Here is a 19,047-nt window from a genome sequence, read left to right as displayed (position 1 = left end):
GGCCATCCCATGTCCGACGCCACGACCCATCTCCTGCTGCCCTACATCCTGGCGGCGCAGGCCCAGAAGCACGTCACCCACAACGAGGCGCTGCGGCTGCTCGACGGGCTCGTGCAGCTCTCCGTGCTCGACCGCGATCTGACAGCGCCGCCCGGCAGTCCCGCCGATGGCGATCGCTACATCGTCGCCTCGGGCGCGACGGGCGAATGGTCCGGATGGGACCTGAACGTCGCGCTCTGGACCGATGGCGCCTGGCTGCGACTTCCCCCGCGGATCGGCTGGCGCGCATGGGTCGAGGACGAGGGCCTGCTGCTGGTCTACGATGGCGCGGGCTGGCTCGGGACCACACCGGCGGCGCTGCAGAACATGGCGCTCCTCGGGGTTGGCACCACGGCGGATGCATCGAACCCGTTCTCGGCCAAGCTCAACGCCGCGCTCTGGACGGCGAGGACCGTGGCCGAGGGCGGCACCGGCGACCTGTTCTACACCATGAACAAGGAGGCGGCCGGCGACGATCTCGGTTTGACCCTCCAGACCGGCTTCGTGACCAAGGCGCTGGTGGGGCTGTTCGGGTCGGACCGCTTCCGGCTCGCGGTCTCCGCCGACGGCAGCACCTTCTTCGACGGGCTGAGCGTCGACAACGCGAACGGCATCGTCGATCAGCCGCAATTGCCGCGCTTCAAGGCGTACACCAACTACGACAACTATGTCGGCGTCGGGAGCTGGACGAAGATCGGCCTCAACAACACCGACTATAACGATCAGGGTGCCTTTGATGCCGGGACCAACCTGTTCACAGCGCCCGTGGACGGCACCTACCTCTTCGGCGCGACGCTGCTCTACAAGGTCAATTCCAGCACCTCGGCCCGGATGCGCGGGCGGCTCGTGCTGAACGGCACGACCGAAATCCGCGGCTCCCTCGGCGAAATCTCCGCCACTCATGTCTCGCTCGCTACCGCGATCTGGCTTCAGACCATGGTGCCGCTGACGGCAGGCGATACCGTCGAGCTGCAGGGGTATTTCCGGGTCGCGGACGGCTACTTCGCCGCCGACCACACGTCCTTCTGGGGCTGCAAGGTCGGCTGAGCGGCGGAAGGAGGATCCGATGAACCCACCCCGATCCGAGGGCTTCGTGCGCATGCCCGACGCCGAGTTCGAGGCGATCTTGACCCGGGCGGCGGAGGAAGGCGCCAAGCGTGCGCTGGCCGATGTCGGCCTCGACGGCGACGAGGCCGCGCTCGACATCCGCGATCTGCGCTCCCTGGTCGACTGCATCCGGCTGGTCCGCCGCACCGCGATGCAGACCGCCGTCCGCATGATCACCACCGGCGTCATGCTGGCGCTGCTCGCGGGTATAGCGATCAAGCTGAAGATCTTCGGCGGCGGCCCGTAGCCGCTCAACACCCCCGTTCACCAGCCCAACCGCACCCGCCCTCGAGGCGGTTTTTTTTCGTTTCGGAGGACCCTCATGACCACGACCTTCCACCGCCATTGGCGTGATGTGCCGGAGAGCGCCTGGCGCTGGCCGAATTTCTCGCCCGCCGAGATTGCATGCCGGGGCACCGGCAAGCTGCTCGTGAACGAAACCGCGCTCGACAAGCTGCAGGCGCTGCGCGACCGGCTGGGCAAGCCGCTGATCGTCCGCTCCGCCTACCGCAGCCCAGAGCACAACCGTGCCGTGGGGGGCGCGGGCCGGTCGAAGCATCTCGACGGCGCCGCCTTCGACATCGCCATGGCGAACCACGATCCGGTGGCCTTCGAGGCTGCGGCGCGCGAGGTCGGATTCCTCGGCTTCGGCTTCTACCCGCGATCGGGGTTCATCCATGTCGATCTCGGGCCCGCGCGGCAGTGGGGCGAGCGGTTCCCGGTCCGGGCGACGGCATTTGCAGCCGAGACGCCGCCCGCGCGCGAGGTGCTGGCTGACAGCCGCACCATGAAGGGCGGCGGGGCAGCCGGTGTGGCGACGCTGGGCGCGGCGGGCGTCGAGGTGGCGCAGCAGGTGCTGGCCGAGACCCAGACCGCGATCTTGCCGCTTGTGCCGTATCTCGACACGTTGCGTTGGGTATTCATCGCCGTGGCGCTTGGCGGCATCGCGGTCACGATCTACGCGCGTCTCGATGACTGGCGCCGAGGGCAGCGGTGATGGCCCCGCTCCTGATCGGGTTCGCCGCCAGCCCATGGATGCGGGCCGCTTTGCGCTACGGCGCCATCATCCTCGCCCTGCTCCTGTTCCTGCTTTCGCTTCGGCGGTCCGGCGAGCGAGCGGGACGCCTCGCTGAACGCCTTCAGACCACGGAGAAAGCCAATGATGTCCAACGCCAGATGCTCGAGGCGACGGCTCGTCGTCCTAGGTCTCGCGACGAGCTTGCTGAGCGGCTGCGCAACGGTCGGTTCTGAGCCCGGCATCGCGACCGTCTGCCCGCCCGTGGTAGAGTACAGCCGCGAGTTCCAGGCGCGCGCAGCCGAGGAGCTCGCGCGGCTGCCGCACGGGTCGGCCATCGCCGAGATGCTGAGCGACTACGCCGTGATCCGGGATCAGGTCCGTATGTGTTCTCGCCCCTGATCAAGAGCCGAATTGGAGCCTCAAGGTCAGGCAGCAGCGTAGCTGGTAAAGACCTCGTTCGATCCGTCGCGCCGGATCAGAAACACGTCGTAGGCCTCGCGCTGGCTTTCCGGTCCCATCCCGGGCGAGCCGTAGGGCATGCCTGGCACTGCGAGGCCGACCGCGTCGGGGCGTTCCAGCAGGAGACGGCGAATGTCGGCAACAGGGACGTGACCCTCGATAATGTAACCATCCACACGACCCGTATGGCAGGAGACCATCTCCTGCGGGATGCCGTTGTCCAGCTTGTAGCGCATCAGAAGCGTCCCGGCGCTCGCCTCGGTCGTGACGGCGAAGCCGTCGTTCTCGAGGATCTCGATCCAGGCCGAGCAGCAGCCGCAGTTGGGGTCCTTCATCACGTGGATCGCCGGACCGGCGCCTTGCGCCAGAGCCCTCAAGGGCGACGCAGCCGCCAGCGCAGCTGTACCGATCAGGAGCTTGCGGCGGGAAAACATGTCTTGGGTCATCTGATGTTCCTTTCGAGGTTGGATGTGTGGGCTGGCAGATCAGAGGTCGACCCGCCTGAGCCGCAGGGCGTTGGTGATCACCGAGACCGACGACAGGCTCATCGCCGCCGCCGCGATCATCGGCGAGAGCAGAAGTCCGGTGACAGGGTAAAGCAGCCCGGCGGCGATGGGGACGCCAAGCGCGTTGTAGGCGAAGGCGAAGAACAGGTTCTGCTTGATGTTCCGCAGGGTGGCGCGGGCGAGCTTGCGCGCCCGCACGATGCCCATCAGGTCGCCGCCCAGCAGGGTGATGCCTGCGCTTTCCATCGCAACATCGGCCCCGGTGCCCATGGCGATGCCGACATCGGCGGCGGCGAGCGCGGGGGCGTCGTTCACCCCGTCGCCCGCCATGGCGATCTTGTGGCCGTCGCGGCGCAACTGGTCGATCAGGTCCTTCTTGGCCTCGGGCAGGATGCCTGCGCGCACCTCGTCGATGCCGAGCTTGCCCGCCACCGCCTGCGCCGTGCGTTCGTTGTCGCCCGTCGCCATGATCACCCTTAGCCCTTGGGCATGAAGTTCCCGAATGGCCTGCGCGGTACTCTCCTTGATCGGGTCGGCGACCGCCACGATGCCGACGAGCGCGCCGTCAAGCGCGACGAACATCGCCGTCTTGCCCTCGGCGCGCAGGGTGTCGGCCTTTGACTCGGCCTGCGCGGTGTCGAGCCCCATCTCCCGCATCATCGCCGCGTTGCCTAGCGCCACCGCGCGCCCACCGACCCGGCCCTGTACGCCCTTGCCAGTGACGGCGTCGAAGTCCGTGGCCTCCTGACGCGGCGCACCCTGCGCCTCGGCTCCCTCGACAATCGCCTCAGCCAGCGGGTGTTCCGAGCCACGCTCCAGCGCTGCGGCCAGCGACAACAGGTCGGTCTCGGTGACGTCCCCGAGCGCAACCGTATCGGTCAGCTTCGGCTTGCCCATGGTCAGCGTGCCGGTCTTGTCGACGATGAGCGTATCGACTCCTGCCATTCGCTCCAGCGCCTCGGCGTCCTTGATCAGCACGCCCGCCTGTGCGCCGCGCCCCGCCGCCGTGGTGATGGAGATCGGTGTCGCCAGCCCCAGCGCGCAGGGGCAGGCGATGATGAGGACCGACACGGCCGAGGCGATTGCGAAGACCAGCGCGGGCTCCGGGCCGAAGATCAGCCAGACCACGAAGGCGACGATGGCGATGACCACCACCGTCGGCACGAATATCGCCGACACCCGGTCGGCCAGCCCCTGGATCGGCGCGCGGGACCGCCGCGCGTTCGACACCATCGCCACGATCTGCGCCAGCACGGTATCGGACCCGACCTTGCCTGCCTCCATGACCAGAGAGCCGTTCTTGTTGATCGTGGCGCCCGTCACCTCATCCCCCGGCCCCTTTTCCACCGGCATTGACTCGCCGGTCAGCATGCTTTCGTCCAGCGACGAGCGGCCCTCGATCACCGTGCCGTCGACCGGAATGGCGTCGCCGGGACGGACCCGCAGCCGGTCGCCCTCCATGATGTTCTCCAGCGGCGCATCGTATTCAGTGCCGTCCGGCAGGATGCGCCGCGCGGTCTTCGGCGCCAGATCCAGAAGCGCGCGGATCGCATCCCCGGTGCGTTCTCGCGCTCGGAGTTCCAGCACCTGGCCCACGAAGACCAACGCGACGATCACCACCGCCGCCTCGAAATAGGTGCCGACGCCGTGGCCCATCCGGTACTGTTCCGGAAACACCCCCGGCAGGAACGTCGCGACGAGCGAGTAAAGGTAGGCCGCCGCCACGCCGATGCTGATCAGCGTCCACATGTTTGGGCTGCGGTTCACAATGGAGTCCCAGCCGCGCCGGAAGAAAGGCAAGGCGGCCCAGAGGATGATCGGCGTTGCCAGCACGAACTCGAGATAACTTGCGGTCTGATGCCCGATCCAGTCGCGCACTGGCAGCGCGACCAGTTCACCCATCGTCAGGATGATGAGCGGCACCGCCGCCGCCGCCGAAATCCACATCCGACGCGTGAAGTCGGTCAGCTCCTCGCTGGGCTCATCCGACGGCACCATCGGTTCCAGCGCCATGCCGCAGATCGGGCAGGACCCCGGCGCATCGCGGACGATCTCGGGATGCATCGGACAGGTGTACTGGACGTTGGCCGGAGCAGCCTTCTTCTGTCCGGCGGCCCGGCCCGAGGCGTAGAACCACGGATCCGCCTTGAACTTCGACTGGCATTTCTCCGAACAGAAATGAAAGGTCTCTCCCTGGAACTCGGCGTGACGCCCGTCCGGCTTGACCGCGACCGTCATCCCGCAGACCGGGTCCTTTGCGGTATTCGCCCCCGCCGGAATGTCGGGCGCCGCGTGATGGTGATCGTGCTCCATAGTCTGCCAGCCTTTCGATCTCTTGTTTCAGCTTGCCGCTTCCAGCCGTTGGAAGCTCAAGCTCTTTTCAATGGTGGTCGTGAGCGCCTTCCAGGGCGGGATTCCGTGCGAGGAAGATTCCGACGAACAGGAACACCAGCGCCATGCCGATCGCACCCAGGACGACGATCAAGGGGTCGGACTGCCATTTCATCGCGGCGAAGGCGGCCAGCACCACGGCATCAAGTGCGATTGCCGTCAGCAACACCCAGCCCCGAGCGCCGATTTCTTCGCGCAGATGCCGGAACACGCCGAAATGGATGATCATGTCCATCACCAGATAGAAGAAGGCCCCGAGCGAGGCGATGCGGCTGAGGTCGAAGAAGACCGTCAGGAAGCCTGCGATCACGACGGTGTAGACGAGTGTGTGGTCCTTGATCGTGCCTGGCATCCCGAAATGGCTGTGCGGGATCATCTTCATGTCCGTCAGCATCGCCAGCATCCGCGAGACGGCAAACACGCTGGCGATCAGGCCCGAGGCAGTTGCCACCAGCGCAAGCGCCACCGTCAGGTAGAAGCCGGTTTGCCCGAGGGCTGGTTGGGCCGCTTCAGCCAGCGCGTAGTCCTTCGCCGCCACGATGCGATCGAGCGGCAGGCTGGAGCCGACCGCGAATGCGACCAGCAGGTAGACGACGACGCAGATGGCGATGGACAGGACTATGGCCCGGCCCACGTTCCGATGCGGATTGGTCACCTCGGCGCCGCTGTTGGTGATGGTCGTGAACCCCTTGAAGGCGAGAATGGACAGCGCGACCGACGCCACGAACCCACCCGCACGAAAATCTCCGCCCGACGCTTCGAACGAAATGCCGCTGGCCCACAGACCGGCCGCCCCGAACAGCGCAATGCCGCCCACCTTGAGAATGGCCATGATAATGGACAGCAGCCCGACCGACCGGTTGCCAGAGACGTTCACGAGATAGGCGAAGACGATCAGCCCCACGCCGAGGACCGGCACGAGAATGCTGTCCGGATCGCCGCCGAAGGCTCGCAGGGTGTAGGTTCCGAAGGTGCGAGCGACGAGGCTTTCGTTGATGACCATCGACAGCGCCATCAGGAGAGCTGCGCCCGCCGCGACCGTCGTCGGTCCGTAGGCTTTCTTCAGGATCATCCCGATGCCGCCCGCAGACGGGTATGCGTTCGACATCTTGATATAGGTGTAGGCGCTGAAGGCGGTCACGATGGCGCCGACCACGAACGAGAGCGGGAAGAGAGGCCCGGCGAGTTCGGCGATCTGGCCGGTCAGCGCGAAGATGCCCGCGCCGATCATCACGCCGGTGCCCATGGCTACCGCACCGGAAAGGGTGATGCTGTTCTTCTGGTACTCGCTTCCGGTCATGGATTTCCCTTTTCAGGCTTTTGCCGCATGGCTACCCAAAGCAGTGGCAGGCCCGTCAAGAGGCCGAGGCCAAGTACTGCCCATGTCGCCCGGCCCAGATCTCCGCTCACCGCCTCGCCGCCGAAATGGGCCAGCAGGAAGCTTGCCGGAATGATCCCCGCCAGTGTTGCCAAGGCGAAACGCCAGGCGTGCAATCGGCTCAGTCCGGCCGCGTAGCTGATCATGTCGAAGGACACGAAGGGCATCAGGCGGCTGGCAAGAACCGTCGCCGTCAACGCGTTCTGCGAGCCGAGCAGCCCGGCATCGACGCGGTCCCCGAACACCCGCCGCAGGACGTCATGCCCCAGAACCCGTGCGAGACCGAAGGCGATCAGCGCCCCGAGCTCGGCGCCGATGACGACCTGCACGGTCCCCCAGAGATGTCCGTAGGCCGCTCCGGCCGCCAGTGCGATGGGTGCACTCGGGATTGGGCTGGCCACGACCGCGATGGTCATAAGCGTGACGATCAGGACCGGCCCCCAGAGACCCGCACGCGCCACCAGCGTTTCCAGACGCTCGGGCTCCAGGAGGCTGCGCGCCTCGGCGAACACCGAAGGCGCGAACTGCCAGACAGCGAGCAGTCCGATGCCGAGGATCGCAAGGCCCGCGAGAATGGTGACGCGCAGGCTCATCTCAGACCGCCGCGACGGCCTTCGCCAGGAGGTCGCGCACCTCGCCCGCCACGGCCGTCAGTTCGGCGTTCTCAATCGCCTGCATCGACGCCACAGGATCGATGGCGCTGACTTCCACGCCACCGTCGACCTCGCGCAGGATGACGTTGCATGGCAGCATCGCACCGACGCGCGGTTCGATCCCGATGGCCTGATGCGCCATCTTGGGGTTGCAGGCGCCGAGGATGCGGTAGGCGGGCATCTCGACATCTAGCTTCTTCTTCATCGTCGCCTTGACGTCGATCTCGGTCAGGATGCCGAAGCCGTGGTCGGTGAGGGCCTTCCGCGCGCGAGCGTCGACGTCGTCGATACCGGCGTCGGGGAACATTCGATTGATCGTGTAGGTCATTGCCAACTCCTTTTTTCTATTTCCGAAGATACTTGATCAGCGCTGCTATGGCCAAAACCAGCAGCACGAGGATCAGCAGGCCGAAGAGCCAGCCAAACCCCATTCCGAAACCCATTCCGGGGCCCATGTCGTTCCAGTTCATCATCTCATCCTCCTGATTTTTACCCGCAGGGTGCGTCTTTTGGCCGGCCCTCACGACAACATGGGGCAGGACAGACCAGGATCGGTGCCGGGCGGGGCGCCATGTCCGGACGACCCGCTGGGATCAGACGGACGCCGTGACCGCGAATTCGGTCATCATCCCCGTCGTAAGGTGCGGCATGTGGTGGCAATGCAGCATCCATCGGGCGGCCTCACCGACATCGAGGGCGACATCGACCATCGACATCGGTGGCACGTGAACCGTGTCGCGTAGTGCACCGGCGACCCGACGCCCGTTCAGCCCGACGACCTGGAACACATGGCCGTGCAGATGCATCGGGTGCGCCATCATCGACATGTTGTGGAACGACAGCACGACCCGCTCACCGCTGCGTGCGGTGATCGGCTGGTGCTGGCCCCAGACTGCCCCGTTTATCGTCCAGACGTACGGCTGCATCGAACCGCCCAGCATCAGCATCTGGCTGCGGTCCACGGGTCGATCCGGCAGAGCGTCCAGCGCGATGAGGCGCGCCTCCTGCGCCAGATCGGTGTCGAACGCGGGCGCTTCGGCATCCGCCATTGCATCGAGACGCCGCACTTCGGCACCCTGCGTGGCGAGGATCAGGCCGGTGCGCTCGCGCGCGCCTTCGCGCAGGGCGAGGATCGGCCAGGCGCCGCCTTCGTGCGGCAGGTCGATCTCGATGTCCAGACGCTGGCCCATTGCCAGACCGAACCGCGTGCCGGCGAGAGGTTCGACCGCGTGCCCATCTACCGCGACCAGCCGCGCCTCGGCACCGCCGGTCTCGATCCAGAATACCGTCGCCGCAGCGGCGTTGATGACCCGAAGCCGGATACGGCCACCGCGCTCGACCTGGACCACCTCCGGGTCCGACAGGGTCCGGTCATTGGCGAGATAGGCGTCCCAGTCATAGTCGTTCAGGTCCATGGCCATGCCGCCCATCTGGCCGCCCATACCCATCATCCCGCCCATTCGGGGCATGTTGCCCATCGGCATGCCGCCCGTGGCGCCATGGCCCATGGCCCCGTGATCCATGCCCTGCATCGCCCCCATGCCTCCCATGGGAGCGCCCTGATCGGGCAATGCACCGGCACCATGGCCCGCGCCGTGCCCGCCGCCATGACCTGCGCCGATCTCGGCCAGAACCTCCTCGGGGGCCTTGAAGGAGAAGTCATGAAGGAACATCACGACGTCTTGCCGGTCGGCAGCAACGTCCTCGGCCGAGCGCACGATCAGCGGCGCGGCGAGCAGCTGCATCTCCTGGGTGGGCACATGGCTGTGCATCCAGTGCGTGCCGGGCCGTGCCTCGAAGTCGTAGGATCGGGTTTCACCCGGTGCGAGGAGGGGCATCGGCATGTCCGGCACACCGTCCTGCGCGTTGGGCGGGATCTGTCCGTGCCAGTGGATGATGGTACCGACGTCCAGGTCGTTGGTCAGATCGACCCGGAACCTCTGGCCGGGGTCGAGGATCAGTCCCTGACCGCCGGGGCCGGCAAGCCCGAAGACCGTGGCAGCGCGACCGTCGATGTCGAGCGTGCGCGTCGCAGCGGAGAGGCTGATCGGCGCCACCCCTTGCGCGAAGGCGATGCGGGGCAAGTGTGCAGCGCCAATGGCGGCCGCACTTGCGGCAAGAAAGCCGCGTCGAGAAAGCATGTTCATGGTCGTCTCCTCGGGACTTCCGTCCCGTTCATCAATACCGATGGGGCGCCTCGGGCGTCTGCCCGGGCGCGCTCAGAGGAGACGGAGCTTGGGAGGTCGTTCGTTCAGTCCCGGCGCACGGCTGACGTGGATTGCCGCGGACGGGACGTCATGACTGGCGGCGCCGTAGGCGTGCCCGGCTTCCTCGCCTGCCGACGTCAGGAAGGCAGAGAGGCCTGCGCATACGAACTCGCACATCTCGGCATCGGCCGATCCACAGTGCTCTCCAGCGTCACAGTCGAAGCCCGAAATGACCGGAGAGTGCATCATGTCGGCGACATGCATCGCGTGATCCACACCGGAATTCATGCTCATGCGTGTCGCATGCGCGGAGGTCACCGTCGTCACCACGGTGATCGCGAGTATGGCAAGCATGGTGACGACACGTTCGAGCATGCTGCAAAGATAGGCATTGCTCACGAGAATGTCCATTGTCGCAGGCGCCTCGCCGCTGGCACAACGTGGTCTCGACCAAACGCGAATGTTATTCCGCAGTGATCGGCGATAGACGTCTTGAAAAAAGCTCTCCGAAATACTGTCGTGATCGGTCTGGTCGTCGGAGGTGTGATCCTCGCGGTCTTTGCTGGCTGGCGTTATGCCGGTACCGCATCCACCGCCGTGGCGTCGGCGGACATCATCGCGCAAGGACGCCAGATCTATGCGGATCAGTGCGCCGCCTGCCACGGCGCGGAACTGGAGGGCCAGCCGGGCTGGCGCTCGCCGCTTCCGTCCGGCCGGTTGCCGGCGCCACCCCACGACGCCAGCGGCCACACCTGGCACCATCCTGACGATGTCCTGTTCCGCATCGTTAGGGAAGGCACCGCCGCCGTGGTCGGCGGCGGATACGAGAGCGACATGCCCGGCTTCGCAGACGTGCTGAGCGACGCGGACATCCGCGCCGTTCTCGACTACATCAAGAGCACATGGCCAGAGCGCGAGCGCCGATACCAAGAGAGGGTGTCGGAGGCAAACTGACATTCCCCATGGTCGTCGGCTGCTACTCGCGCCAGGCCAGTTCGCAGACCGAGTTAGAGGAACGTCGCCGACCAGGTCAGCACCATGAAGCCGCCGAGCGACTGCATCATGTTGACCATCCGTATCGGCCCGGTTGCCTCGATCTGCGTGTACCCGAGCGTGGCGAAGTTGACGCCGGAGAAGTAGATCAGGCCGCTCCAGCATGGGTCGTAGCTGCCGTCGAAGCCTCCCACGCCCCAGCCCTGCAGCGCCCTGTAGACTGCGGCGAAAGCCAGGATTTCAATCGTGTGGAGCGCGAGCAGCCCGACGAACGCCACCATGATCGCCGCCTGCGGTCTCTCTTTCGAGTTCGGCTTCACGCCCCGGACGGCCAATAGCCCCGTAGTGGTGCGCGACCAGATGGCGGCCACCAGCGCGAAACCGAGCAGAAGCCCGATTCCAGTTGCAGCATGTTGAGCACTCGCGGCGGAACAGTACCCCGAGGTTTATGTTCTCAGCGCTCGGCCCTGCGGCATGGCAGCGGAACCATCGCCCTGCCGATGATCTGATCTCAGGCCTCACGTTCCGGATCAAACGCAAGAAGCCGCAGCGCGTTCAGTGTGACGAGCACCGTCGCGCCGGTATCTGCAAGGATCGCGATCCACAGCCCGGTAATGCCGAGGATCGTCGTCACCAGAAACACCGCCTTAAGGCCGAGCGCGATCGCCACATTTTGCCTGATGTTCGCCATGGCTGCGCGAGCAAGGCGAATCTTGCCGGCCACATCGGTCACGCGATTGCGCAGGATCGCGGCGTCGGCGGTTTCAAGCGCGACGTCCGTTCCGGAGCCCATGGCAACTCCGATGTGGGCGGTGGCGAGCGCAGGGGCATCGTTGATGCCGTCGCCCACCATCATCACGCGGTCTCTGGCGGTCATCTCACGGATCGCGGCGACCTTGCCTTCGGGCATCAATTCGGCGCGATGGTCAATGCCCAGCCCAGCGGAAATGGCTGCTGCCGTGCGCCGGTTGTCGCCGGTCAGCATCACAGACGCGATGCCAAGCGCCTTGAGTTGCTGCACCGCGCGGGCGGCATCCTCTCGGGGTTCGTCCCGGAGCGCTACGAGTCCGACCAACTGGCTCCGGCGGAAGACCGCGACGACTGTCTTGCCTTCATCTTCCATGCCGACCACCGCCCGGAGCGCGTGGTCGTCCAACACACCGCGCTCCCCGGCGAACCGTGGAGAGCCCACCCAGGCGGTTTCACCCTCAACGACTGCTTCGGCCCCTTTGCCCGGAAGCGCTTTGGCGGCGGTCGCGGCCAGGAACGGCGCTCCCGCAGCTTCCGCGCGGGACAGGATCGCCTCCGCCAGAGGATGGCTCGACCCCGCTTCGACGGCGGCAGCCAGCGCCAGCACCTCTGTCTCCGATCCCGAGATCGGCACCACGTCCGTGACGCGCGGCCGTCCGTGGGTCAGGGTTCCGGTCTTGTCGAATGCGACATGCGTGGTGGCCGCCGCGGCCTCGATCACGGCGCCTCCTTTCATCAGCAGCCCGCGACGCGCGCCTGAAGAAAGCGCAGAGGCGATGGAAGCCGGTACCGAGATCACCAGCGCGCAGGGGCATCCGATCAGGAGAAGCGCGAGCGCCCGGTAGATCCACGTATCCCAGCCTTGCCCGAACGCGAGGGGCGGGACGATGGCCACCAGCACCGCAACTCCGACGACGGCCGGCATGTAGATGCGGCTGAAACGGTCGATGAAGCGCTCGGTCGGGGCCCGGGCGCTTTCCGCTTCCTCGACCAGCCGGATGATACGGGCAATGGTGTTGTCCTCGGCCGACTTGGTGACCCGAACACGCAGCGCCGCCTCGGAATTGATGGAGCCGGCAAAGACGGAGGCACCGGGTTCCTTCAGCTTCGGCACACTCTCGCCCGTGACGGCGCTCTCATCGACGCCCGAGGTGCCCTCGATAACTTCGCCATCTGCCGGGACCCGGTCTCCCGGGCGCACCAGAACGATCTGGTCCACCTGCAGCTGGTCGGCTGGTATCACCCGAGTCCGGCCGCCGATCTCCAGGATCGCGGTCTTCGGTACCAGACGAGCGAGCGCCCGGATCCCGTCGCGGGCCTTGTTCGCCGCAACACCTTCGAGAACCTCCCCGACGGCGAAGAGGAAGACGACGAGCGCCGCTTCCTCGGCGGCGTCGATGACGAGCGCGCCGCTGGCGGCGATTGTCATCAGCATCTCGATCGTGAACGGCATCCCCGCTCTGGCGGACGCGACGGCGCGGCGTGCGATAGGGGCGACACCAATGAGCGTCGCGAGGATGAATGCCCACGTTGCCACATCCTGGGAGGCGAGCAGTTTCACGGCCCATGCCGCCGCGAGGAGGAGACCGGTGCCGATCACCAGTCTGCCCTTCGCGGTCTGATACCAACGCGAACCGGGTCCGGGACCGCTCTCGGGCCCTGTCGATCCAGCGTTGGGCTCGAGTCCTGCGGCATCTCGCGAGCCGTCCGCACGGGACGCTTGCTCATCGTCCGGCAGCACGAAGCCTTTCCGATCGGGGCTCGATCCTTTCGCCGCGATCCCGTAGCCGAGCCGCTTGACGATTGCTTCGATCTGGTTGCGAGGGGTCTGCCCTTCATCCAGAGTCAGCCGAAGCCGCTCGGTCATTAGCGCCACATCGACGTCGCTCACGCCAGGCAGGCGTTCGACCGCACCCCGGACCTTGCCGGCGCACGACGCACAGTCCATCCCGGAAACCGTCCATTCGTAGGTTGCACTGTCGTTCGCCGTCATCACGCCCTTCCAACCCGCCCAGCGGGCAACATTGTATTTGCTGAGTCGGGAACCTAAGGTCTCTAGTAGCTATAGCTTCAAGAGGAAATCTGATGCTCACCATCGGAAAATTGGGCGAAGCGGCCGGCGTGAAGGTTCCGACGATCCGCTACTACGAGCAGATCGGGCTCCTGCCGGAGCCAGATCGCAGTGCCGGGAACCAGCGGCTCTATGGGCAGTCGGCACTGGATCGGCTAGCCTTCATCCGCCATGCGCGGGAGCTCGGTTTTCCGCTGGACGCTATCCGAGACCTTCTGAGTCTCTCTGACAGACCCGATCAATCCTGCGCAGCCGCCGATGTCATCGCCAGGGCGCAGCTGGCCGAGGTTGAAAGCCGCCTTGCGCGCCTGACTGCGCTGAAAGGCGAACTTGAGCGCATGGTCGTGCAATGTGCAGGCGGTCGGATTGCCGATTGCCGGGTCATTGAAGTTCTGGGCGACCATTCGCTATGCGCAACCGATCACCAGCATCCGGAGAGCGAGGCGGCATCGTGAACGCACCCGGCACCCTCGCCATCTACATCGGTGCCGCTCTGGCCGAGATTGCGGGCTGCTTTGCGGTCTGGGCATGGATGCGGCAAGGCGCGAGCGCGCTCTGGCTGGTCCCCGGCCTCCTGAGCCTGGCCGTCTTCGCTTGGCTCCTGACCCTTGCCCCCTCCGATTTTGCGGGGCGGGCCTACGCAGCTTATGGCGGGGTCTATATCGCAGCCTCGCTCCTCTGGCTGTGGCTCATCGAGAAGCAGCGCCCGGACACTTGGGACCTGACAGGTGCCGCAATCTGCCTCGCCGGTGCGGCCGTCATCCTGTTGGCGCCGAGGGCGGCTGGTGGATGATCGGGGGTGCTCTCCAAGATCAAGGCAGCCGACTGCCGCTCATCGTTGCCGACATCACGATAGAGCCAACCTTTGCGGACGGACTCCCGCTCTTCCAGCGTAGCAGCTGTGCGCATCAAATAAAATCAATGACTTATACTGGAGAAGGTTGGACGTCAGACCCATCCCCTCCGCCATTTGTTTTCTTAAAAATCTGATTTTATGAAATAATTCTTGATTTCGGTGGCAATCAGCGGCTCAGACTCGGGGATCGGAAATCTAGAAAGCCCGAAGGATGCAGGGGATCAATATTCGTTCCTTCGATTCGGTTTGCGTGCCGATCAGCGCGAAGGCAGTGTCCAGCATGGCGGTGACATCCTGTTCGACCATTCCGACATTGCCCGGGAGGAACGAGCCGAACGGGTCCCAGTCAAAACAGCCATATCTTATCCAGCCGGCGCCAGTCGCCAGTTCGCTGTGCCAGCGGACAACGCCCTCAAGCGAAATGGTCGAGTTGACGAACAGGCCGGAAGGGCCATCGGGCACGAAGCCTGCGAGGGCTTGCGCTGCTTTCTCGGCTGAGTAGCCGGATGCCATGATATACGCATCGGGAACCGAAATGCCGCGGGCGCTCTGGGCCGCCAGAAAGCCTTCGAGGCGCGCAGCCGTATTGTGGTCGGTCAATCGGCCACCGAGGAATTTCAAGGGGCCGCTCCAGCCCAGGTCCTTCTCACAACGATCAAGAATGAGATCGGTCAGATCTCGGGCCGCGGTGTAGTTGTCCGAGATCACCGAAGGCGCGTCGCTGCCCGGCAAATCCAGATTGATCGATTGCACGCCCGATGCCCGACAAAACGCGGATATGCGATCCGGGTCGGTTGCGCCGGTCGAGATAACGCATTCAGCCCGGTATGAAACGAGTTCCTTGGCGGCTTCGAATTCCAGTTCCGGATCGCGCTGTGTGCAGGTGATGACCGGAAAAAGCTCGTGCTCGCGCGCGACCTGTTCGAATTGCTCTGCAATCTTGCCAAAATAGCGGTTGTCGTATTTTGGAACGATCATCCCGACAATGTTGGACCGCTCCCTTCTCAGCAGACTGGCCTGAACATTGACAGCGTATCCCTGTTCTTCCGCAAGCCGGATGACGCGATCAGCCAGCTTCTGGCCGATTCTTCGCTTCTTCCAGGTCCCGTTGAGGATGGAACTGACCGCGCTCGGAGAGGCGCCGGCCAGCGTCGCAAGATCGTAAATTGTTGTTCTTTTTGTATATTTATCCATCTCGTCCTTCTCGGCCTGACGCTGTTTACCGGCGGTTTGGAAATGCATCTTGACTCAGATAAATCGATGGAGCAATGTTTGCTCAATCGAATGAGCACGCTGTTCATTCGATTGCGCACCTGAATATGTGCGGGGGAGGACATCAATGCGAGCCGCAGCAACCCGTTCCGACGGGCGGTCAGAGCTGCGGCATCGCCTTTGTCATCCGTCCTCCGCACAAGATTCGCTCACATGTTTTTGGAGGAAAATTCACATGACCAGGACCACTTTGCTTGCGGCCGCATCGACGCTCGTCGCGGCCATGTTCGCCACGCCGGTATATGCGCAGACGGTTGCTTTCCTTATGCCCGATCAGGCTTCGACACGTTACGAAGAGCACGATTGGCCCGGCTTTCAGGCGGCCATGGCCAAGGCATGCCCGGACTGCACATTGATCTACCAGAACGGCAACGCCGATGTTGCGCTTCAGCAGCAGCAGTTCAACTCAGTCATCACCCAGGGTGCGAGCGTGGTCGTTCTTGACCCGGTGGATTCGGCTGCCGCCGCTGCGCTGGTGCAGATCGCCCACTCCCAGGATGTCAAGGTTATCGCTTACGACCGTCCGATCCCGGACTCGCCGGCGGACTTCTATGTGTCGTTCGACAATGAAGGCATCGGCTACGCCATTGCACAGTCACTGGTCGAGCATCTGCAGGCCGAGGGTGTGCCGGAAGGCGCAGGGGTTCTTCAAATCAACGGTTCGCCCACCGATGCGGCAGCCGGCCTGATCCGTGACGGGATTGATCGCGCGCTAGATGCGTCGCCCTACAAGACCTTGTCCGAGTTCGACACACCCGATTGGGCCCCGCCCAGGGCACAGGAGTGGACTGCTGGTCAGATCACCCGTTTTGGCACCGACATCAAGGGTATCGTTGCAGCCAACGACGGAACCGGCGGTGGCGCAATTGCAGCTCTGAAGGCTGCGGGTGTGGATCCGCTTCCGCCCGTCACCGGCAACGACGCGACCATTGCCGCACTGCAGCTGATCATTGCCGGCGACCAGTACAACACGATTTCCAAGCCGTCTGAAATCGTCGCCGCTGCGGCTGCCGAGATTGCCGTGATGCTGCTCAAGGGTGAAACCCCCGAAGCCAGCACGACCCTGTACAACACGCCGTCCAAGCTGTTTGTGCCGGCCGTGGTGACCAAGGAGAACATCAAGGCGGAGATCTTCGACGCGGGCATCCAGACCGTTGCCGAAGTCTGCACGGCCGAATATGCCGACGCTTGCGCCGCTCTCGACATCAAATAAATTGGAGCTCATGCGTGGCGCCTGAAGATGGCGCCACGCAACCATTCTTTGGGAGAGGAACGTCATGACACAGCAACAGACCGGCCCGGACCGTGGAGAGCCGATTCTTCGCCTGCGGGGTATTGGCAAGCAATTCGGTGCCGTGACTGCGTTGGAAGACATCGAACTCGATGTCCATTCAGGTGAGGTTGTCGCTCTGGTGGGAGACAACGGCGCGGGCAAGTCGACGCTGGTCAAGGTACTGGCCGGTGTGCACCAACCGACCTCCGGCACCATCGAGTATCTCGGAAAGCCGGTGACGCTGGATACGCCCGGCAAAGCGCTGGAGATGGGCATTGCCACGGTTTTCCAGGATCTGGCGCTGTGTGAGAACCTCGATGTTGTTGCCAACCTCTTTCTCGGCCATGAAATTTCGCCGTGGCGCATGGACGAGGTGCAAATGGAAGTCCGCGCCTGGACGCTGCTGAAGGAACTGGCAGCCCGCATCCCGTCAGTGCGCGAGCCGATCGCCTCTCTTTCGGGTGGCCAGCGGCAGACGGTGGCGATCGCGCGCTCGTTGCTGCTGGATCCCAAAATCATCATGCTGGACGAACCGACTGCAGCACTGGGTGTGGCGCAGACCGCAGAGGTCCTCAATCTGATCGAGCGGGTCCGTGATCGCGGTCATGGCGTCATTCTGATTTCGCACAATATGGAAGATGTCCGCGCTGTCGCAGACCGCGTCGTCGTGTTGCGGCTGGGGAAAAACAATGGCGTCTTCACCGCCGAGACATCGCATCAGGATCTCGTGGCGGCCATTACCGGCGCCAGCGAAAACTCGGTCTCGCGCCGTGCAGCCCGCCAACTAGAGCCCGTGAGTGAAAACCAATGACACAGGAAACCCAATCCACTCCGCAACTTGATCGCGCCGACACGCGCCTGCGCCATGACGCGGGCCTGTCAGGTGCACTGCGCGGCTTTACCGACCGGGTTCGCTCGGGTGATCTTGGAATGCTGCCGGTCGTCGTCGGTCTGCTGCTGATTTCGGTGGTTTTCAGCACCCTCAACCCGATCTTTCTTGCACCCAACAACCTTGTGAACCTGCTGTTTGATGCAGCAGCCGTGGGCTTCATTTCGCTCGGCGTCGTCTGCGTTCTCTTGCTTGGAGAGATCGACCTGTCGATCGGCTCGATGAGCGGTCTTGCCTCCGCCATTACCGGTGTGCTCTGGATCAATATGGGCATTCCCTTGCCTGCCACGATCCTTGCCGTGCTGCTCTCTGGCGCGGTGGTCGGGCTCGTGTACGGCTTTTTGCGCAACCGCTTCGAGATGCCAAGTTTCGTGGCAACCCTGGCAGGGCTGCTGGCGCTCCTGGGAATGCAACTCTATATTCTGGGGCCGACCGGATCGATCAATATGCCCTTCACCTCGGCGCTCGTGCGGTTCGGACAGATCATGATCATGCCGGCATGGCTCTCCTATCTGGTTGCCGTCATTCCCGGCGCGCTGATGGTGATTGGCGGCATCCGCACCAATCAACGACGAACTGCGGCCAACCTCTCCTCTTCCGGGATGAGTGTGACGGTCGTCAAGGCCGCATCTCTGACAGCCGCGCTGGTCCTGGCAGTGTTCTATTTGGAGCAGGGGCGCGGCGTGCCCTGGATGTTCGGCGTTTTCGTGCTTTTCGTCATGATGCTTGATTACGCCCTGACCCGGACCCAATGGGGCCGGTCGATGTTTGCCGTGGGCGGGAATGCCGAAGCCGCCCGCCGCTCGGGGATCAACGTCCAGCGCATCCGGCTGTCGGCCTTCGTGGTGTGTTCGACCTTGGCGGCCCTGGGAGGCGTGTTCGCCGCCGCCCGCCTTGCGTCTGCCAGCCAGCAGGCCGGGACCGGTGACGTCAACCTCAATGCGATCGCTGCGGCGGTGATCGGCGGCACGTCACTGTTCGGTGGGCGCGGGTCGGCCTGGTCTGCCTTGTTGGGTGTTCTCGTCATCATGGCAATTTCCAACGGTCTGACACTGCTCAATCTGAGCTCGTCACTTCGCTACATGATCACAGGTGCCGTCCTTGCCATTGCGGTCATCGTTGACTCGCTCGCACGCCGGTCGCGCGCAAGCCACGGTCGCGCCTAGGGTCCCAGGAGAAAATGCA

21 protein-coding genes are annotated in these 19,047 nt (G+C 64.5%); 10 read left to right on the top strand and 11 right to left on the bottom strand.

The features are described from left to right. Positions 1-9: 9 nt before the first annotated feature. From PZ897_RS13105 to PZ897_RS13090, 4 genes are all read left to right on the top strand, one after another. Positions 10-1,086, top strand: coding sequence for a DUF2793 domain-containing protein (locus PZ897_RS13105; protein ID WP_275752788.1), 1,077 nt, complete (start codon positions 10-12; stop codon positions 1,084-1,086). A 19-nt stretch (positions 1,087-1,105) separates the two neighbouring features. Beyond that, entirely contained in the window at positions 1,106-1,393 is a 288-nt protein-coding gene (locus PZ897_RS13100) for a DUF6127 family protein (protein WP_075784372.1), read from the top strand. A gap of 75 nt (positions 1,394-1,468) precedes the next feature. Beyond that, the gene (locus PZ897_RS13095; protein WP_062563563.1) at positions 1,469-2,143 is read left to right on the top strand and encodes a D-Ala-D-Ala carboxypeptidase family metallohydrolase; all 675 of its coding nucleotides are present in this window, start codon (positions 1,469-1,471) and stop codon (positions 2,141-2,143) included. After that, the gene (locus tag PZ897_RS13090) at positions 2,143-2,397 is read left to right on the top strand and encodes a hypothetical protein (protein ID WP_203561091.1); all 255 of its coding nucleotides are present in this window, start codon (positions 2,143-2,145) and stop codon (positions 2,395-2,397) included. Before PZ897_RS13095 ends, PZ897_RS13090 begins: the two co-directional genes overlap by 1 nt. A gap of 192 nt (positions 2,398-2,589) precedes the next feature. Here PZ897_RS13090 and PZ897_RS13085 read toward each other — a convergent pair whose 3' ends face one another. The 8 genes from PZ897_RS13085 to PZ897_RS13050 all read right to left on the bottom strand — a co-directional run bounded on the left by PZ897_RS13085 (position 2,590) and on the right by PZ897_RS13050 (position 10,169). Beyond that, complete coding sequence (locus PZ897_RS13085) at positions 2,590-3,069, bottom strand: DUF411 domain-containing protein (protein ID WP_045685040.1); 480 nt, start codon at positions 3,067-3,069, stop codon at positions 2,590-2,592. A gap of 39 nt (positions 3,070-3,108) precedes the next feature. Further along, the gene (locus PZ897_RS13080; protein ID WP_062563565.1) at positions 3,109-5,442 is read right to left on the bottom strand and encodes a heavy metal translocating P-type ATPase; all 2,334 of its coding nucleotides are present in this window, start codon (positions 5,440-5,442) and stop codon (positions 3,109-3,111) included. 67 nt (positions 5,443-5,509) lie between these two features. Continuing rightward, positions 5,510-6,820 (bottom strand): APC family permease, encoded by a 1,311-nt coding sequence (locus PZ897_RS13075; RefSeq protein WP_045681289.1) that lies wholly within the window; start codon positions 6,818-6,820, stop codon positions 5,510-5,512. Continuing rightward, the gene (locus tag PZ897_RS13070) at positions 6,817-7,491 is read right to left on the bottom strand and encodes a VTT domain-containing protein (protein ID WP_045681287.1); all 675 of its coding nucleotides are present in this window, start codon (positions 7,489-7,491) and stop codon (positions 6,817-6,819) included. Before PZ897_RS13070 ends, PZ897_RS13075 begins: the two co-directional genes overlap by 4 nt. 1 nt (position 7,492) lies before the next feature. Beyond that, entirely contained in the window at positions 7,493-7,879 is a 387-nt protein-coding gene (locus PZ897_RS13065; protein ID WP_045681285.1) for a DUF302 domain-containing protein, read from the bottom strand. Positions 7,880-7,895: 16 nt separating this feature from the next. Beyond that, the gene (locus tag PZ897_RS13060; protein ID WP_264224588.1) at positions 7,896-8,024 is read right to left on the bottom strand and encodes a hypothetical protein; all 129 of its coding nucleotides are present in this window, start codon (positions 8,022-8,024) and stop codon (positions 7,896-7,898) included. A gap of 120 nt (positions 8,025-8,144) precedes the next feature. Beyond that, the gene (locus PZ897_RS13055; RefSeq protein WP_062563567.1) at positions 8,145-9,698 is read right to left on the bottom strand and encodes a multicopper oxidase domain-containing protein; all 1,554 of its coding nucleotides are present in this window, start codon (positions 9,696-9,698) and stop codon (positions 8,145-8,147) included. 72 nt (positions 9,699-9,770) lie between these two features. Beyond that, on the bottom strand, positions 9,771-10,169 hold the full coding sequence (locus tag PZ897_RS13050; protein WP_045681279.1) for a hypothetical protein: 399 nt from the start codon (positions 10,167-10,169) through the stop codon (positions 9,771-9,773). An 81-nt stretch (positions 10,170-10,250) separates the two neighbouring features. On the opposite strand from PZ897_RS13050, the gene PZ897_RS13045 reads away from it, so the two are divergent. Continuing rightward, entirely contained in the window at positions 10,251-10,712 is a 462-nt protein-coding gene (locus PZ897_RS13045; RefSeq protein WP_082724933.1) for a cytochrome c, read from the top strand. Positions 10,713-10,765: 53 nt separating this feature from the next. Here PZ897_RS13045 and PZ897_RS13040 read toward each other — a convergent pair whose 3' ends face one another. Together PZ897_RS13040 and PZ897_RS13035 are read right to left on the bottom strand one after the other, a co-directional pair. Next, positions 10,766-11,122: an ion channel gene (locus PZ897_RS13040; RefSeq protein WP_208990406.1), complete on the bottom strand. Its 357-nt coding sequence runs from the start codon at positions 11,120-11,122 to the stop codon at positions 10,766-10,768. Positions 11,123-11,262: 140 nt separating this feature from the next. Further along, a complete protein-coding gene (locus PZ897_RS13035; protein ID WP_208997431.1) occupies positions 11,263-13,494 on the bottom strand; it encodes a heavy metal translocating P-type ATPase in 2,232 nt (743 codons plus the stop codon). Between the two features lie 92 nt (positions 13,495-13,586). Between PZ897_RS13035 and PZ897_RS13030 the strand changes: the two genes are divergently transcribed. Both PZ897_RS13030 and PZ897_RS13025 read left to right on the top strand, forming a co-directional pair. After that, positions 13,587-14,027, top strand: coding sequence for a helix-turn-helix domain-containing protein (locus PZ897_RS13030; RefSeq protein WP_045681275.1), 441 nt, complete (start codon positions 13,587-13,589; stop codon positions 14,025-14,027). Continuing rightward, positions 14,024-14,365: a YnfA family protein gene (locus tag PZ897_RS13025; protein WP_140197623.1), complete on the top strand. Its 342-nt coding sequence runs from the start codon at positions 14,024-14,026 to the stop codon at positions 14,363-14,365. Before PZ897_RS13030 ends, PZ897_RS13025 begins: the two co-directional genes overlap by 4 nt. Before the next feature lie 258 nt (positions 14,366-14,623). Here the strand turns inward: PZ897_RS13025 and PZ897_RS13020 are convergent, their stop codons facing one another. Then, positions 14,624-15,622, bottom strand: coding sequence for a LacI family DNA-binding transcriptional regulator (locus PZ897_RS13020; RefSeq protein WP_275752764.1), 999 nt, complete (start codon positions 15,620-15,622; stop codon positions 14,624-14,626). A gap of 247 nt (positions 15,623-15,869) precedes the next feature. Here PZ897_RS13020 and PZ897_RS13015 point away from each other — a divergent pair, with 247 nt between their 5' ends. From PZ897_RS13015 to PZ897_RS13005, 3 genes are all read left to right on the top strand, one after another. Continuing rightward, complete coding sequence (locus tag PZ897_RS13015; RefSeq protein WP_275752886.1) at positions 15,870-16,913, top strand: sugar ABC transporter substrate-binding protein; 1,044 nt, start codon at positions 15,870-15,872, stop codon at positions 16,911-16,913. Between the two features lie 64 nt (positions 16,914-16,977). After that, positions 16,978-17,784 carry an ATP-binding cassette domain-containing protein gene (locus PZ897_RS13010; protein ID WP_275752762.1) on the top strand — a complete coding sequence of 269 codons (807 nt, stop codon included), beginning with the start codon at positions 16,978-16,980 and terminating at the stop codon, positions 17,782-17,784. Further along, on the top strand, positions 17,781-19,028 hold the full coding sequence (locus PZ897_RS13005; RefSeq protein WP_275752760.1) for a sugar ABC transporter permease: 1,248 nt from the start codon (positions 17,781-17,783) through the stop codon (positions 19,026-19,028). Before PZ897_RS13010 ends, PZ897_RS13005 begins: the two co-directional genes overlap by 4 nt. Positions 19,029-19,047: the final 19 nt, after the last annotated feature.

The sequence above is a fragment of the Hoeflea sp. YIM 152468 genome, assembly GCF_029210485.1.
Classification (GTDB): Bacteria; Pseudomonadota; Alphaproteobacteria; order Rhizobiales; family Rhizobiaceae; genus Hoeflea.
The sequence above is the reverse complement of the archived record's forward strand: the minus strand, read 5'-3'. Positions and strand labels throughout refer to the sequence as shown.